Source organism: Segatella cerevisiae (genome assembly GCF_024054555.1).
GTDB lineage: Bacteria > Bacteroidota > Bacteroidia > Bacteroidales > Bacteroidaceae > Prevotella > Prevotella cerevisiae.
Map to the genome: position 1 here is coordinate 23,733 of NZ_JAMXLY010000020.1, position 16,696 is coordinate 40,428.

Below are 16,696 nucleotides of genomic sequence, written 5' to 3' on the forward strand. Positions count from 1 at the left end.
GGAAAGATCCATGGCCTTTCATCATTTATTTAGAAACGACATCTTGGTCTGAGAAATCGAGAACGTTCTTTTTGTTAGCTTCCATCCGCTCATATTCTTCCTTGGAGCCGACTACCAATTTGTTCCATTGGCGCAATCCGGTTCCTGCAGGAATCAAATGACCGCAGATGACATTCTCTTTCATTCCCTCAAGATAATCCGTCTTACCACGGATTGCAGCCTCATTCAAGACCTTAGTCGTCTCCTGGAAGGAAGCAGCACTCATGAAACTCTTGGTTCCCAAAGCTGCCCGGGTAATTCCCTGCAGAATCTGAGTAGAGGTAGCAGCAACGGCATCCCTCACCTGAACGATTCTCAAGTCCTTACGCTTGAGGATAGAATTCTCATCGCGCAACTTGCGAGCTGAGATAATCTGTCCGGCTTTGAAATTCTCGGAATCTCCGGCGTCTGTGACCACTTTCTTTCCCCAGATACGATCATTCTCAGCAGCGAAATCGAGTTTGTCCACCAGTTCCTGCTCCAGGAAAGTTGTATCACCCGGATCATCTATGCGGACTTTACGCATCATCTGACGGACAATGATCTCAAAGTGCTTATCATTGATCTTCACACCCTGCAACCGGTACACATTCTGTACTTCGTTCACGATATACTCCTGAACGGCAGTCGGTCCCATGACAGCCAGAATATCACTTGGAGTAATCTGACCGTCGGAAAGCGGCGTACCTGCACGTACAGCGTCATGTTCCTGAACCAGAATCTGCTTGCTCAGGCTGACCATGTACTTCTTTTGCTCTCCGGTCTTAGAGGTGATGATGATCTCACGGTTACCACGTTTGACCTTACCCATCGTCACTTCACCATCGATTTCACTGACTACAGCAGGATTCGACGGATTACGGGCCTCGAAAAGTTCAGTGACACGAGGCAGACCACCGGTGATATCACCGGCACCACCTACGGCACGCGGTATCTTGACAAGTGTCGTACCGGTAGAGATGGTCTGGCCGTCATCCACAGCGATATGACCCCCTACAGGGAAGTTATAAGTGGCCAGGATCTTCCCGCCTGTTCCAATCACATCTACAGTAGGCACCTTGCTCTTATCCTTCGAGTCTGTGATGATACGGTCAGTCATACCAGTCGTCTCATCAGTCTCACCACGGAAAGTGACGCCTTCGATGACGTCATGGAACTTCAGGGTACCGGCATATTCACTCACGATGAGTGCATTGAACGGATCCCATTTAGCGACCTTGTCACCCTTCTTCACTACATCACCATCCTTGAAGTACAAGGATGAGCCATAAGGCACGTTGAGAGTAGAAAGAGATATATTCGTATTCGGATCGATAAACTGGACTTCAGCCAGACGACTGACGACCATTCGGCACTTGACGTCTTTGCCATCCTCGCCTTCTTCTACGAAGGGGACGGTCCTGAGTTCCTCGAACACCAGTTTACTGTCATTCTTGGCTACGATGCTGGCATTGGCTGCAGCATTACCAGCCACACCACCGGCGTGGAAGGTTCTCAGCGTCAACTGTGTACCAGGTTCACCGATAGCCTGTGCAGCGATCACACCAACAGCTTCACCCAACTGTACCATTCGGCCTGTAGCCAAGTTTCTGCCATAGCATTTCGCGCATACACCATGCTTGCTCTCGCAAGTCAGCACTGAACGGATCTCCACACTTTCGATAGGACTGTCCTCTATTGCCTGAGCCTTTTCTTCGGTGATCTCCTCACCGGCAGAAACGATCAACTCACCCGTAGTAGGATTGATGACATCGTGTACGGAAACTCTTCCCAATATACGTTCATATAATGACGATATGATCTCATCACCATCTTTCAAAGCTGTGCAAACCAAGCCACGAAGTGTACCGCAATCCTCCTCTGTGATGATGACATCATGAGAGACGTCTACCAGACGACGGGTAAGGTATCCGGCATCTGCTGTCTTCATAGCCGTATCAGCCAGTCCTTTACGAGCACCATGAGAAGCGATGAAGTATTCCTGAACGGACATACCCTCCTTGAAATTGGAGAGGATCGGGTTCTCAATGATCTGATTGCCACCTGCACCGGCCTTCTGAGGTTTAGCCATCAAGCCACGCATACCTGCCAACTGTGCAATCTGGTCTGCAGAACCACGGGCACCTGAGTCAAGCATCATAAACACGGCGTTGAAACCTTGGTCAGCCTCTGTCATGTGCTTCATAACAGACTTCTTCAAGTTGCTGTTCACATGGGTCCAGGCATCGATCACCTGATTATAGCGTTCCTTATCGGTTATCAAACCGGTATCGTAGTTCATTGTAATATTGTCGACCTCTTCCTGACCTTTCTTGACGATATCGGGTTTCTCTTGTGGAACGATAATATCATCCAAATTAAAGGAAAGACCGGCGACATAAGACATGTGGTAACCCAAGCTCTTGATACCATCCAGGAAAGTACAAGCCCTTGCCATACCTACAACATGAATGACATTTGCAATAATGCCGCGAAGGGTCTTCTTGGAAATGATATCGTTGAAATAGCCTACTTCATCAGGTATGATCTGATTCACAATGACGCGACCCACTGAGGTCTCACGCATGACTTTCTGAATCTTACCATCAACGACGTCCTTGACAAGGACTTTGATCTTGGCATGCAAATCACATTTATGATCATTATTGGCGATGATTGCTTCTTCAGGGCCGTAGAAGGTCAAGCCTTCTCCCTTGGCTCCCGGACGATACTTGGTAATATAGTACAATCCCAATACCATATCCTGAGTAGGAACAGTTGTCGGGGCACCATTTGCAGGATTCAGGATATTATGACTTTGAAGCATCAATATCTGTGACTCCAAAACTGCCTCATTGCTCAACGGCAAATGAACAGCCATCTGGTCACCATCGAAATCCGCATTGAACGGTGTACAAGCCAGAGGATGCAACTGAATAGCTTCACCTTCAATCAAAATTGGTTGGAAGGCTTCGATACTCAGACGGTGTAAGGTCGGAGCGCGGTTCAGCAATACAGGATGTCCCTTCATGACATTCTCAAGAATATCCCAAATCACCGGTTCACGGCGATCAACGATTCTCTTGGCACTCTTCACTGTTTTCACGATGCCGCGCTCAATCAGTTTTCTGATGATAAACGGTTTGTAGAGTTCGGCAGCCATCAGTTTAGGCAGACCGCACTGTCCCATCTTCAGTTCAGGTCCGACAACGATAACCGAACGAGCAGAATAGTCGACACGCTTACCCAGCAAATTCTGGCGGAAGCGTCCCTGCTTACCTTTCAAAGAATCTGACAAAGACTTTAGCGGCCGGTTGCTTTCACTCTTTACGGCAGAACTCTTACGGGAGTTATCAAAAAGACTGTCTACAGCCTCTTGCAGCATTCTCTTCTCATTCCTCAAGATCACCTCAGGAGCCTTGATTTCGACAAGTCTCTTCAGGCGGTTGTTACGAATGATGACACGGCGGTAAAGGTCGTTCAAGTCTGATGTCGCAAAACGACCACCGTCCAGAGGAACCAAAGGTCTCAGGTCAGGCGGAATGACAGGAATGATCTTCATGATCATCCATTCAGGTTTATTGATTCCTACACTGGACCGGAAAGCTTCTACGACCTGCAAGCGTTTCAGGGCCTCTGTCCTGCGTTGCTGACTGGAATCATTATTGGCCTGATCACGCAATTGATAGGAGAGAGAATCGAGGTCCAAGCCGCACAGGAGATCATAAATGGCCTCTGCGCCCATCTTGGCGATAAACTTCTTAGGATCGGAATCTTCAAGATGATCATTGTTCTGATCGATCTGATTATCCACGATATCAATATATTCATCCTCAGTGAGCAAGTCAAACTTATGAGAACCGTTTACTTCGATTCCGTCGGCATCTTTCTTTCCATCCATATCGCCAGGTTGAATGACGATATATTTTTCATAATAGATGACGGCTTCAAGTTTCTTTGTAGGCAAACCCAAGAGGTAGCCGATCTTATTAGGAAGAGAACGGAAATACCAGATGTGAGCTACAGGCACCACCAATTCGATGTGCCCGCAACGCTCACGGCGAACCTTCTTTTCCGTAACTTCTACACCGCAACGGTCGCAGACAATGCCTTTATAGCGAATCCGCTTATACTTACCACAGGCACATTCATAATCCTTGGTAGGACCGAAAATGCGCTCACAGAACAGTCCGTCACGCTCCGGCTTATAGGTACGATAATTGATGGTTTCAGGTTTGGTAACCTCACCGTACGAATTTTCAAGTATCTCCTCAGGAGAGGCGAGACTGATTGTAATTTTCGAGAAATTATTCTTTACCTTAGTATCTTTTTTAAAAGCCATATTTACTTTCTGTTAAGGGGTTGAATTATTCAAGTTTGATACTCAGTCCAAGACCACGAAGTTCATGAATCAACACATTCAGAGATTCAGGGATACCCGGTGTTGGCATCGGGTCTCCTTTGACAATAGCCTCATAAGCCTTACTACGGCCTGTCACATCATCACTCTTGACAGTCAGCATTTCCTGAAGCGTATGTGCAGCTCCGAAACCTTCCAGAGCCCATACCTCCATCTCTCCAAAACGCTGTCCGCCAAACTGTGCTTTACCACCCAATGGCTGCTGTGTAATCAAACTGTAAGGTCCGATAGAGCGTGCATGCATCTTATCTTCTACCATATGTCCCAATTTCAGGAAGTAAGTGATACCAATGGTAGCTGGCTGGTCAAACCGTTCACCGGTCTCACCGTCATAGATATAAGTTGAGCATAACCGTGGAAGACCGGCTTTATCTGTCCATTCAGACAGGTCACCCAATTTCGCACCATCGAAAATGGGAGTGGCGAATTTAAGTCCCAATTTCTTCCCGGCTGCACCAAGAATAGCTTCGAAGATCTGTCCGAGGTTCATACGTGAAGGTACACCCATCGGGTTCAACACCAAGTCTACCGGGCGACCGTCTGCAAGGAACGGCATGTCCTCAGTACGTACGATCTTAGAAACAATACCTTTGTTACCATGCCGACCGGCAAGTTTATCTCCGACTTGGATCTTACGCTTCTTTGCCACGTAGACCTTAGCCATCTGCAGAACACCGGCAGGGAGTTCATCCCCGATAGTGATAGCAAACTTCCGGCGCTTCATTTCAGCATCCAGTTGCTTGAATTTCCGCAGGTAATTCATAATGAGTCTCTGGATCAACTTGTTTGTATGGTCATCTTCTGTCCATCCGTTGCTCTGGATACCGTCATACTCGATGTTTGCCAATGCAGCTGCAGAAAACTTGCTGCCTTTGGTAATGATCTCGGCATCCGTATAATCCTTGACACCTTGAGAGGTCTTGCCTTTCGTCAATGTCAGCAATTTGTCGACCAAGATATCTTTCAGATCTTTGTCCTTCTGAGCGAACTCATCATCAATCTTGGCAAGTGTAACCTTGTCCTGTTTCTTAGACTCACGGGTCTTGACAGCCCTAGAGAACAATTTCTTGTCAATGACAACACCACTCAGAGAAGGATTGGCTTTCAGAGAAGAATCCTTTACATCGCCAGCCTTATCGCCGAAGATCGCACGAAGGAGTTTTTCCTCAGGTGAAGGATCGCTTTCGCCTTTAGGAGAAATCTTGCCTATCAGGATATCGCCAGGTTCTACACGAGCCCCGACACGAATAATACCGTTGTCGTCAAGGTCTTTCGTCGCCTCTTCACTGACATTAGGAATATCACTGGTGAATTCCTCAACACCACGCTTGGTCTCACGCACGTCAAGAGAATACTCATCGACATGGACAGAGGTCAGGATATCTTCCCGGACCATACGTTCGGAGATCACCACGGCATCCTCATAGTTGTAGCCCTTCCAAGGAATGTATGCCACCAGAAGATTACGGCCCAAAGCCAACTCTCCCTGATCGGTAGCATAGCCTTCCGTCAGGATATCACCCTTCTTGACGCGCTGACCTTTACTGCAAATCGGCCGTAAGTCAATGGTCATGTTCTGATTGGTCCGACGGAACTTAGGAATACGGTATTCCTTCAATGCCGGTTCGAAACTGACGAACTCATCTTCTTCCGTGCGGTCGTACAAGATACGGATCAGTGTTGCATCAACATATTCAACGACACCGTCACCTTCAGCAGTGATCTGAGTGCGACTGTCCTCACAAACTTTCTTTTCCAAGCCTGTACCTACTATCGGCGCTTCATTATGAAGTAACGGAACGGCCTGACGCATCATGTTACAACCCATCAGTGCACGGTGACCGTCATCATGCTCCAAGAAAGGAATCAAACCTGCAGAAACAGAAGCGATCTGCTGAGGAGAGACATCCATCAAGTTGACCTCTTCAGGAGCGACAACTGGGAAGTCTGCTGCCTGCCGAGTATGTACGGTCTTGTTCTTAAACGTACCATCTTCATTGAGCGGTGCATTACCCTGAGCAATCAGTTTGCCTTCCTCTTCTTCAGCCGTGAGGAACTCCACATGACCATTGTCCATATCTACCTTGCCGTCCTTTACATGACGATAAGGAGTTTCTATAAAGCCGAGGTCATTGATCGTCGCATACACGCACAAAGAAGAAATCAGGCCGATGTTAGGTCCTTCAGGGGATTCAATAGGACAAAGACGTCCATAGTGCGTATAGTGCACATCACGTACTTCAAATCCTGCACGATCACGAGACAAGCCCCCAGGTCCTAATGCGGACAGACGACGCTTATGCGTCACCTCTGCCAAAGGATTGGTCTGGTCCATAAACTGGCTCAGCGGGTTAGTTCCGAAGAAGGAGTTGATCACGCTGGAAATTGTCTTGGCATTGATCAGGTCGGTAGGCGTGAACACCTCGTTGTCACGGACATTCATACGCTCCCGGATCGTCCGGTTCATTCGAGCCAGACCGATAGAGAACTGGTTAGCCAATTGCTCGCCTACTGTTCTGACACGACGGTTGGAAAGGTGGTCAATATCATCCACAGTTGCATTTGAATTGATCAACTGGATCAGATATTTGATAATTTCGATAATATCTTCCTTCGTCAAAACCCGCGTATCCATATCAATGTTCAGTCCTAACTTCTTATTGATACGATAGCGTCCGACTTCTCCTAAATCATAACGCTTGTCAGAGAAGAACAGATTCTGGAAAACTTCCTTTGCACTAGCATCATCAGCAGGGTCAGCATTGCGGAGTTGTCTATAAATATAGTTGACAGCTTCCTTTTCTGAGTTGCAGGGATCCTTGGCCAAAGTATTGAAGATGATAGCGAACTTGTTAGCAGCTTCCTCATCTTTATGTAACAGGATCGTGGAAGTGCCTGAATCCAGAATTTCCTGAATATTGTCCTCAGTCAATTCGGTTTCACGTTCCATGATCACCTCGTTACGCTCGATAGAGACAACTTCGCCCGTATCCTCATCGACGAAGTCCTCATTCCAACTCTTCAGCACACGGGCAGCCAATTTCCGGCCAATTGCAGCCTTCATATTCTTCTTGTTCACCTTCACTTCTTCGGCAAGGTCAAATATTTGAAGAATATCCTTATCTGCTTCGTAGCCGATTGCACGCAGCAAAGTGGTTACAGGCAATTTCTTTTTCCGGTCAATGTAAGCATACATCACATTATTGATGTCTGTAGCAAACTCGATCCAACTACCCTTGAAAGGAATGATACGTGCCGAGTAAAGCACTGTACCGTTGGCATGGACGCCCTGACTGAAGAATACACCCGGTGAACGATGCAACTGGGCTACTACGACACGTTCAGCACCATTGATAACAAAGGTACCATTAGGGGTCATATAAGGAATAGTACCCAGGAAAACATCCTGAATGAATGTACCGAAATCCTCGTGATCGGGATCTGTACAGTACAGTTTCAACTTAGCCTTTAAAGGTACGCTATAAGTCAATCCACGTTCCAAGCATTCCTCAATGGAATAACGAGGCGGATCGATATAGTAGTCCAAGAACTCAAGAACGAAATTGTTCCGTGTATCGGTGATAGGGAAGTTCTCTTGGAACACCTTATACAAGCCGTCATTCTTACGTTCCTCAGGCGGAGTGTCCAACTGCAGGAAATCCTTGAAAGACTTCAGCTGCACATCCAAGAAATCCGGATACGGATATGGATTGTGTACCTTCGCAAAATTAATTCTGTTATCTACGGTTTTTGTCATCAGAAGAAATAAAACAGTGTTATCTAATTCTATCTTTAATCGGTCATTATACTTCTTTTTTATACTTCGTTGTCTACTCTCCCTGCGAGAAGCAAGAAGTGAAACAGAGTTTGAAAGAAATAATGGCCACTTATCATCAACATCCTATTTCTATAGCTTTATGAGTGCCATAGAAAATAGTTCTAAAAGACACAAAATGGTTAGGACTCACCTACCAGGTAAATCCTAACCAAAATATTTTCTAAGTAGAGAAAGCAGGTAAAACCTGCTTTTCAAATTGCAGACTCGATTACTTGAGTTCTACCTTAGCACCTTCAGCTTCGATGGCTTTCTTCAAGTTTTCAGCGTCTTCCTTAGCTACACCCTCTTTGAGTTTGCAAGGAGCACCGTCTACCAAGTCCTTAGCTTCCTTCAGACCTAAGCCACAAGCTTCCTTAACAGCCTTAACGACCTTCAGTTTGGTAGGACCAACATCTGTCAGGACAACATCAAAACTGGTCTTCTCAGCAGCAGCGGCTGCACCGCCGGCAGCAGGACCTGCAGCTACAGCTACAGCAGCTGCAGCAGGTTCAATTCCATAATCGTCCTTCAGGACCTTTGCCAATTCATTAACATCTTTTACAGTAAGATTTACTAATTCTTCTGCAATAGCTTTTACGTCTGCCATTTTATTTAAATTTTAATTTTGTTTATACTTTTATTAATGACATTAATTTATTTTTCAGGACGATTGCCTAATGTCTTAAGCACACCTTGTAGGGTGTTCTCGCCTGATTTAAGTGCAGATACAACATTCTTGACAGGAGACTGCAACAATGTTATAACCTCGCCAATCAATTCTTCCTTGCTCTTCAGAGAGGCCAACTCATCAAGTTTGTCGGCACCAATATAGAAACTCTCTTCAACATAGGCAGCACGAAGTGAAGGCTTTTCGTCATCTTTAAACTCTTTCAGGAGTTTACCCGGGACATTGGCAGTATTTGTCAACATCAAGGCAGTTGTTCCCTTCAAACTCTCGTATAAAGGCGAATAATCAATATCTGAAGCTTCGAAAGCACGATGGAGAAGTGAGTTCTTCACAACGACCATCTTCACTTCTTTAGCAAAGCACTTACGGCGAAGACTGCTTGTATCTTCAGCATTCAAACCCGTCACGTCCACAAGATAAAGATGTGGATATGCTGTGAGTTTCTCGCCCAGAGCCTTAATAATAGTATCTTTTTGTTCTTTCTTCATTTTACGAATGCTTTAGAGTGTTTCAACTGATTTAGGATCAATATTGATACCCTTACTCATTGTGCTTGAAAGATAGATACTCTTCAGATACGTACCCTTAGATGCAGCAGGTTTCAACTTGATAACGGTAGCGAGAAATGCCTGAGCATTCCCGTAGATCTGATCTTCCGTCATACTTACCTTACCAATGGAAGTATGAATGATACCAGCTTTGTCAACCTTGAAATCAATCTTACCCTGCTTAACTTCCTTCACAGCTTTGGCTACATCCATAGTAACCGTGCCGCTCTTAGGGTTAGGCATCAAACCCCGGGGACCGAGAAAACGGCCTAAAGGTCCTACCTTACCCATGCAAGAAGGCATAGTAATGATGACATCGACATCTAGCCAGCCACCTTTGATCTTATCAATATATTCATCCAGTCCTGCATAGTCAGCACCTGCTGCCTTAGCAGCTTCCTCCTGATCAGGAGTGCAGAGTGCAAGCACACGTACTTTCTTACCTGTCCCATTGGGCAGAGACACAACGCCGCGAACCATCTGATTAGCTTTACGTGGGTCAACGCCTAAGCGGACATCCAAATCAAGAGAAGCATCAAACTTAGTTGTGGTTATTTCCTTAACCAGTTTGCTTGCCTCTTTCAATGTGTATGCCTTCCCTGCTTCAACCTTATCAGCTACTGATTTTTGATTTTTTGTCAGTTTACTCATTTTTCAATTGAAGTTATTTATTAGTTTCAGGGAAGTCCCCTTTTACAGTGATACCCATACTACGAGCAGTTCCGGCAACCATTCTCATTGCAGATTCTACCGTGAAACAGTTCAAGTCTTTCATCTTATCCTCTGCAATCGTCTTGACCTGATCCCAGGAGACGCTTGCTACTTTCTGACGATTCGGCTGACCTGAGCCACCTTTAATCTTAGCAGCCTCCACCAATTGCACAGCAGCTGGAGGAGTCTTGACAACGAATTCGAATGACTTGTCGGTATAGTAAGTGATAACGACAGGCAATACTTTGCCTTTCTTATCCTGGGTACGGGCATTAAACGCCTTGCAGAATCCCATAATATTGATTCCCTTGGAACCCAAAGCAGGACCCACGGGAGGAGAAGGATTCGCAGCGCCACCCTTAATCTGTAATTTGATTAATCCAGCAACTTCTTTAGCCATTTCTTGTTAATAATTTATTGATTTGCATTTAGGTCTACAGAGTGGAAGCCTCTAAAACCTAATAAGAACGAGCGTATCGTAACACTATACTACCCATTCTTTTTTATCTGTTATTCTTTTTCAACTTGATTAAACCCAAGTTCCAGTGGTGTTTTCCTTCCGAAGATCTTCACCATCACCTTCAACTTATGTTGACCGGCATTGACCTCGTCAATCACACCGCTAAAGCCACTAAATGGGCCATCTACGACTTTGACAGTTTCATCAACAGTGAACAAACTCTCGTCACTGTCTTCGAATTCTGCGTTTTCAGCAGTCCCTAGCATCCGGTTGATCTCAGACTGAGACACAGGAGAAGGATGATCAAGTCCTCCTAAAATTCCAAGCACATTCGGCATGAACCGCAATGCAGATGCCACTTCATCATTAGTCCCCAAATCAGCCTGTACAAAGGCATACCCTGGCATAGAAATTTTCTCTTTTACGACACGCTTACCCGCACGGATAGAAGCATGTTTTTCCATTGGTATCATCACTTGAGCCACATGATCTGACAACAAAGTATTATGCTTCATCTCAGAGTCAAGATACTCTTTTACCTTAGCTTCTTTACCGCTAACGACTTTGAGTACATACCAATTATTCTTAGATTCTGCCATTTCCTAATAAAGAATTTAACCAGGATAAATTACGCCCATAATCCATTGGAAAATGAAATCCATACAAAAGACAATAAGCGCAATGATCAGGGAAGCGAGTAATACGACATATGCACTGTGGACCAACTCATCACGAGTCGGCCATGTTGTTTTATGCGCAAGCTCGTCATAACAAGCCTTACAGTAATTTACCACTTTCTTAAACATCTTGTTTCGTTTTGGCACGGGTTGAAAGACTCGAACTCTCGACACCTGGTTTTGGAGACCAGTGCTCTACCAACTGAGCTAAACCCGTAAATAAGTCTTCGCCACGAACTGTAACGAAGACTTGTATTTCAAATCCTCAACGGTTTGATTAACCTTGTTCCTTCACATCGTCAAGGATCTCAGTAATCTGACCAGAGCCTACTGTACGACCACCTTCACGAATAGCGAAGCGAAGTCCTACGTTCAAAGCTACTTTGTAAATCAAGGTTACTTCAATCTCAGTATTGTCACCAGGCATTACCATTTCAACTCCCTCAGGAAGTTTGATTTCACCTGTGCAATCCATTGTACGAAGATAGAACTGAGGACGATAGTGATTTCCGAATGGCGTATGACGGCCACCCTCTTCCTTCTTCAAGACATAGATAGAAGCCTTGAAGTGATCATGAGGAGTAATAGTACCCGGGTGTGTTACGACCATACCACGTTTACATTCTTCCTTATCGATACCACGGAGAAGCAGACCGACGTTATCACCGGCTTCACCTTCTGCCAAGGTCTTACGGAACATTTCAACACCTGTAATGACAGATTTCTTATTTTCACCAAGACCAAGGAGTTCGACTTCATCGCCTACCTTGCACTCACCTGTCTCAATACGGCCTGTAGCTACAGTACCACGACCTGTGATAGAGAACACATCCTCAACAGGCATCAAGAAAGGTTTGTCCAAATCACGCTTAGGAGTCTGGATCCATGTATCAACAGTATCCATCAACTTCTTGACAGAGTCAACCCACTTTGGAACGCCGTTCAAAGCACCTAAAGCAGATCCCCGAATAATAGGAGTATCCTCTTCATAGCCATACTGCTCGAGGATCTCGCGGGTTTCCATCTCAACCAATTCAAGCATTTCCTCATCATCAACGAGGTCACACTTATTGAGGAAAACGACCAGACGAGGTACATTTACCTGACGAGCCAACAGGACGTGCTCACGTGTCTGAGGCATAGGACCATCAGTAGCAGCAACAACCAAAATAGCGCCGTCCATCTGAGCAGCACCAGTTACCATGTTCTTTACATAGTCGGCGTGACCCGGGCAGTCAACGTGTGCATAGTGACGTGCCTTAGTCTCATACTCAATATGTGCAGTGTTAATTGTAATACCACGCTCTTTCTCTTCAGGGGCATTATCAATCTGATCGAATGATTTCACTTCCTCTTGAGAACCGAGCTCATCGTGCAGCACCTTGGAGATGGCAGCAGTCAAAGTAGTCTTACCGTGGTCAACATGACCAATCGTACCAATGTTAACATGTGGTTTGGTACGTACGAATTCTTCCTTAGCCATAGCTTAATATTCTTTATTTATAAATGATTAATCCAAATAACTTTGGTTTTTCTTCAAGGCGACCATCATCAAACAGCACCGAAGTAGAGCTGTAACTGAGAGTTGAACTCAGGACCTCTTCCTTACCAAGGAAGTGCTCTACCACTGAGCTATTACAGCGTGGAGATTAGAGCGGAAAACGGGACTCAAACCCGCGACCCCCAGCTTGGAAGGCTAGTGCTCTATCAACTGAGCTATTTCCGCAATATTAGTTACAGAAGTGGGTAGTGATGGATTCGAACCACCGAAGGCGAAAGCCAGCAGATTTACAGTCTGCCCCATTTGGCCACTCTGGTAACTACCCGATTTAGAAAAAACAGCCTTTAATTGGCATCCACTTTTTCGAGCCTCTTGTCGGATTCGAACCAACGACCCCGAGATTACAAATCACGTGCTCTGGCCAACTGAGCTAAAGAGGCATTCTTTGCAGCCGTTAAACGGCTTGGTTCCACTTTTCGTAAACGGCTGCAAAGATACGACTTATTTTTTTATCTTCCAAATATTTTATGCGTTTTTTTACCGTCCGCGCATCTTTTCCTTGAATTTAGTCAACTGTATTTTCAAAGAATCCACAGCTTGGTCTACGCTCTCCTCAAAAGTATTACATACTTTCTCCACATGCATCTGAGTGCCGGGGACAGTAACGGTAATATCGGCTTCCTTATTCAAGGTTGTAGCAGGTTTAACGACTTTCAACTGGATTTCAACTTTCTGTATGCTCTCATAAGTTTTCTCCAATTTAGCAGCTTTTTTTTGGATAAAATCCTGTAGCTTTTCTGTCGCATCGAAATGAATCGACTGAATCTTAATTTCCATAGTAGCCTCCAATTTTTATTTAAGGGTTAAGCCCTGGGATGGGCATTTTTATATACTTTTCTCAACTGCTCAAAAGTGGTATGTGTATATATTTCAGTTGTAGAGAGAGAAGCATGCCCAAGCAGTTTTCTCAGGCTTTCAAGTCCGGCATCATGGTTCAGCATTGCAGTTGCAAAAGTATGGCGAAGCACATGAGGCGTCCGTTCTTTCAAAACACAAACCTTAGAAAGGTTTTTCCTGACATCATAGCGCACTTTATCATTTCTCATCCGTTCTCCTGTATCCGACAGAAAGAAAGCATCAGACTGTTTCGGCACTTGGGCACGGGAAGCAACGTATTTTTCAAGAGTCGCATAGAGTTCGTCACCAAAAGGTATAATACGCTGCTTATTCCGCTTGCCAGTCACCTTCAGCTGCCGGTTGAGGAAATCGACATCTTTATCGTCAAGTCCCGTCAACTCGGATAGTCGGATTCCGGTCTCATAGAACGTCATAATAATTGTCCGCGTACGCACGTCATTATAATCATCCATCCTCCACATCTTCGGATCCAGTATCCTATCCATCTCGCTTTCTTTGAGAAACTGAGGTAAAGGCCTGCTCTTTTTAGGGCCTTGGATACAATGTGAAGGATCAGTTGAGACCATTTTTCTGGATAATGCAAAACGAAAAAAGGAACGCAGTGCACTCAATCTTCTATTAATTGACGATGCAGAGTTTCCTTTATCCATCATATCCTCCATCCATTCTCGGATGATATCAGAGTCTATCGACTCCCAAGAGAGATGTGTATCTAGATTCTTAAAGAATACTTCAAAAGCCCGAAGGTCATCACCATAGCCGGTGATTGTCAGATCAGAACGGTTAAGTTCAAACTTCAGATAGTCCAAAAATTCTTCTATCATACGCTGTAACCTTTATCAGCTTCCCGTCCATTCTCTTCGGACTCTTTGCCGACAGATATCAAAATCTCAAGTAATGACAGCGAATTTAAGAAGAATACTTCAAACTTCCAAATTTTCCTTAAGATTTTTTATTCTTCTTCGGCGCGCAACTTCTGTACATAGATGGCGTGTTCCAACTTCAGTCGCTTCTTCACAGAAGGCTTGTCATACTGCTGACGTGTGCGAAGTTCTTTAACTACACCTGTTTTCTCGAATTTTCTCTTGAATTTCTTCAAAGCTCTTTCGATGTTTTCACCATCTTTAACCGGTACAATGATCATGCTTTTTTGTTTTAAATTTTAATGATTTTACTTATCTACTTTTACCGCAGAGGACCCTTTCTCTCCATTTCGGGGATAAGGATCTTGCTTCAATGTATCCTTTCTGATACAATGCGAGCGCAAAATTACAGTTTATTTGTCAATTATCCAAAACTTTAGAGAAATATTTAACTCTTTTAGACAAAAAACCATTTGTAAAATCCTTTTCCATCGGGTAGAAGTTCTGTAAGAAGCGGATTCTTACAGAACTTACAACTCAATAGTCTGTGTTTTCAGGGTCAAAATTAGTCCATCCTGTCATCCAGTTATCACCGCTAGCGAAGGCACCTATATAACTCACTTGAGAGAACCAAGATCCAAGCCCGTCAAAAGATGCTGCTGTCAAGACAGGACTGTTTGAAGACGGCATATAACCGTTAGTGAGACTTAAGGAAGTATAGTCACTCAGCGTCTGATTACCTGTCTGTTTAACAAACCATGTACTTGAGAAACTCTTTTGAGATGCATTATAAATAGGTTGGGAGTTGCTGTCATACCCGGTCACGAGTTGATCCACATAACTCTTATTGGCATCAGACCCGTTCACGTCCATATCAGCGAATACGTCATGTTGCAATTTGAGCAAACCACTGGTAGCAGCGCCCTGTGTGTCACCCTTCTCATTATCCAGGATCAAACCTATAGGCCATCCGATGGCGATAGAATTATAGCAGTTCAATCTGGAATTACGGCGTATCTGCATAGCAGACTGGAACTTACCCAGGGAAGAACCATTGTTGGGGTTCATTTCTCCACCAGTGATATAACCGGCATCATTCTTGAAATCAGGATTATTGTATTTCGGGCCGACAAAGGTCATATTTGAGAAAGTTGCCGTAGTGTAAGGAGATACAGGAGAGCCGTCTGCGCAATTATCACTTTCGAAGCCATTGCTTTGAGAGACATCAGCTATTTTCGGATCCCGAATAGACAAACCGAACTGGACATTACCAGAGAAACCGTCATCCGTATCGAAGTCATCATCCCAACCATGATAGGCAATAAGATATTTGCAATTGACCTTTCCCCCGAACCACTCAAAGGAATCATCATTCGAATAGGACACCTGGACATGATCGATGGTCGTACCACTGCCCACAGAGCCGAAGGTCAAACCGTTAATCTCTTTATCCGGTTCAAAGGGGAAACCGGCGAATTCAATGCGCACATAACTCAACGCTCCGGAATTATCAGCATCATCAGTTCCGCCGTGCTTGGTACGTGGACCACCCTCTATCTGCATTTCCGTCTGATTGTTCTTAGCTTTACCGCAGAGGATAATGCCACCCCAATCACCCGGTTTACGACTACCTTTAGATTGTGCGGAAGTGAAGACAATCGGTGAAGTCGCAGTCCCCTGAGCATAAAGTTTTCCACCCCGTTCAGCGATGAGCGCCGCCTTAGAGGCTTTATCACCCTTGATGATCGTACCCGGCTCAATTGTCAACGTTGCGCCATTGGCGATATAGACCCATCCCTTCAAGTTATAGGTTCCTTTTTTCAAAGTCTGTTTACCGGTAAAGACAAATTCCTGATCGCCGTTACCTATATCCGTACCCGAAGGATCTTCTTTACCATTAGTAAAGAGGATATGGTCGCAAGCTTTCAGCCCGCCATCAGTAGACCAAACATAAGAAGATCCAGCCTCCGGTTTAGTGCCGTCAGTAGAATCATCACTACTACTGCATGCCGCCAGTGCAGCTGCCAGCACAACGATACCAAAACATCTGAAAACATTCATTCTTTTCATACTCT

At 45.0% G+C, this 16,696-nt stretch carries 13 protein-coding genes and 5 tRNA genes; all 18 read right to left on the bottom strand.

What is annotated here, in order from left to right:
* Window positions 1-25: 25 nt before the first annotated feature.
* Window positions 26-4,360: a DNA-directed RNA polymerase subunit beta' gene (gene rpoC, locus NG821_RS06715; RefSeq protein WP_252760895.1), complete on the bottom strand. Its 4,335-nt coding sequence runs from the start codon at window positions 4,358-4,360 to the stop codon at window positions 26-28.
* A gap of 25 nt (window positions 4,361-4,385) precedes the next feature.
* Window positions 4,386-8,195, bottom strand: coding sequence for a DNA-directed RNA polymerase subunit beta (gene rpoB / locus NG821_RS06720; protein ID WP_252760896.1), 3,810 nt, complete (start codon window positions 8,193-8,195; stop codon window positions 4,386-4,388).
* A gap of 289 nt (window positions 8,196-8,484) precedes the next feature.
* Window positions 8,485-8,862, bottom strand: coding sequence for a 50S ribosomal protein L7/L12 (gene rplL, locus NG821_RS06725; protein ID WP_252760897.1), 378 nt, complete (start codon window positions 8,860-8,862; stop codon window positions 8,485-8,487).
* 47 nt (window positions 8,863-8,909) lie between these two features.
* A complete protein-coding gene (gene rplJ / locus NG821_RS06730) occupies window positions 8,910-9,431 on the bottom strand; it encodes a 50S ribosomal protein L10 (protein WP_252760898.1) in 522 nt (173 codons plus the stop codon).
* A 12-nt stretch (window positions 9,432-9,443) separates the two neighbouring features.
* Window positions 9,444-10,142: a 50S ribosomal protein L1 gene (gene rplA / locus NG821_RS06735; RefSeq protein WP_252760899.1), complete on the bottom strand. Its 699-nt coding sequence runs from the start codon at window positions 10,140-10,142 to the stop codon at window positions 9,444-9,446.
* A gap of 13 nt (window positions 10,143-10,155) precedes the next feature.
* The gene (gene rplK, locus NG821_RS06740) at window positions 10,156-10,602 is read right to left on the bottom strand and encodes a 50S ribosomal protein L11 (RefSeq protein WP_252760900.1); all 447 of its coding nucleotides are present in this window, start codon (window positions 10,600-10,602) and stop codon (window positions 10,156-10,158) included.
* A gap of 110 nt (window positions 10,603-10,712) precedes the next feature.
* Window positions 10,713-11,261 carry a transcription termination/antitermination protein NusG gene (gene nusG, locus NG821_RS06745; protein WP_252760901.1) on the bottom strand — a complete coding sequence of 183 codons (549 nt, stop codon included), beginning with the start codon at window positions 11,259-11,261 and terminating at the stop codon, window positions 10,713-10,715.
* Window positions 11,262-11,276: 15 nt separating this feature from the next.
* The gene (secE, locus tag NG821_RS06750) at window positions 11,277-11,468 is read right to left on the bottom strand and encodes a preprotein translocase subunit SecE (protein WP_252760902.1); all 192 of its coding nucleotides are present in this window, start codon (window positions 11,466-11,468) and stop codon (window positions 11,277-11,279) included.
* A gap of 12 nt (window positions 11,469-11,480) precedes the next feature.
* Window positions 11,481-11,556 (bottom strand) — tRNA-Trp (locus tag NG821_RS06755).
* A gap of 60 nt (window positions 11,557-11,616) precedes the next feature.
* Entirely contained in the window at window positions 11,617-12,822 is a 1,206-nt protein-coding gene (gene tuf, locus NG821_RS06760) for an elongation factor Tu (RefSeq protein WP_252760903.1), read from the bottom strand.
* 87 nt (window positions 12,823-12,909) lie between these two features.
* Window positions 12,910-12,981, bottom strand: a tRNA-Thr gene (locus NG821_RS06765).
* Window positions 12,982-12,992: 11 nt separating this feature from the next.
* Window positions 12,993-13,065 (bottom strand) — tRNA-Gly (locus tag NG821_RS06770).
* Window positions 13,066-13,082: 17 nt separating this feature from the next.
* Window positions 13,083-13,165 (bottom strand) — tRNA-Tyr (locus NG821_RS06775).
* A 41-nt stretch (window positions 13,166-13,206) separates the two neighbouring features.
* A tRNA-Thr gene (locus NG821_RS06780) sits at window positions 13,207-13,280 on the bottom strand.
* A gap of 97 nt (window positions 13,281-13,377) precedes the next feature.
* Window positions 13,378-13,677 carry a ribosome hibernation-promoting factor, HPF/YfiA family gene (gene hpf / locus NG821_RS06785; RefSeq protein ID WP_252760904.1) on the bottom strand — a complete coding sequence of 100 codons (300 nt, stop codon included), beginning with the start codon at window positions 13,675-13,677 and terminating at the stop codon, window positions 13,378-13,380.
* 26 nt (window positions 13,678-13,703) lie between these two features.
* Window positions 13,704-14,582, bottom strand: coding sequence for a tyrosine-type recombinase/integrase (locus NG821_RS06790; protein WP_252760905.1), 879 nt, complete (start codon window positions 14,580-14,582; stop codon window positions 13,704-13,706).
* Between the two features lie 128 nt (window positions 14,583-14,710).
* Entirely contained in the window at window positions 14,711-14,902 is a 192-nt protein-coding gene (gene rpsU, locus NG821_RS06795) for a 30S ribosomal protein S21 (RefSeq protein WP_252760906.1), read from the bottom strand.
* Between the two features lie 256 nt (window positions 14,903-15,158).
* A complete protein-coding gene (locus tag NG821_RS06800) occupies window positions 15,159-16,691 on the bottom strand; it encodes a hypothetical protein (protein WP_252760907.1) in 1,533 nt (510 codons plus the stop codon).
* Window positions 16,692-16,696: the final 5 nt, after the last annotated feature.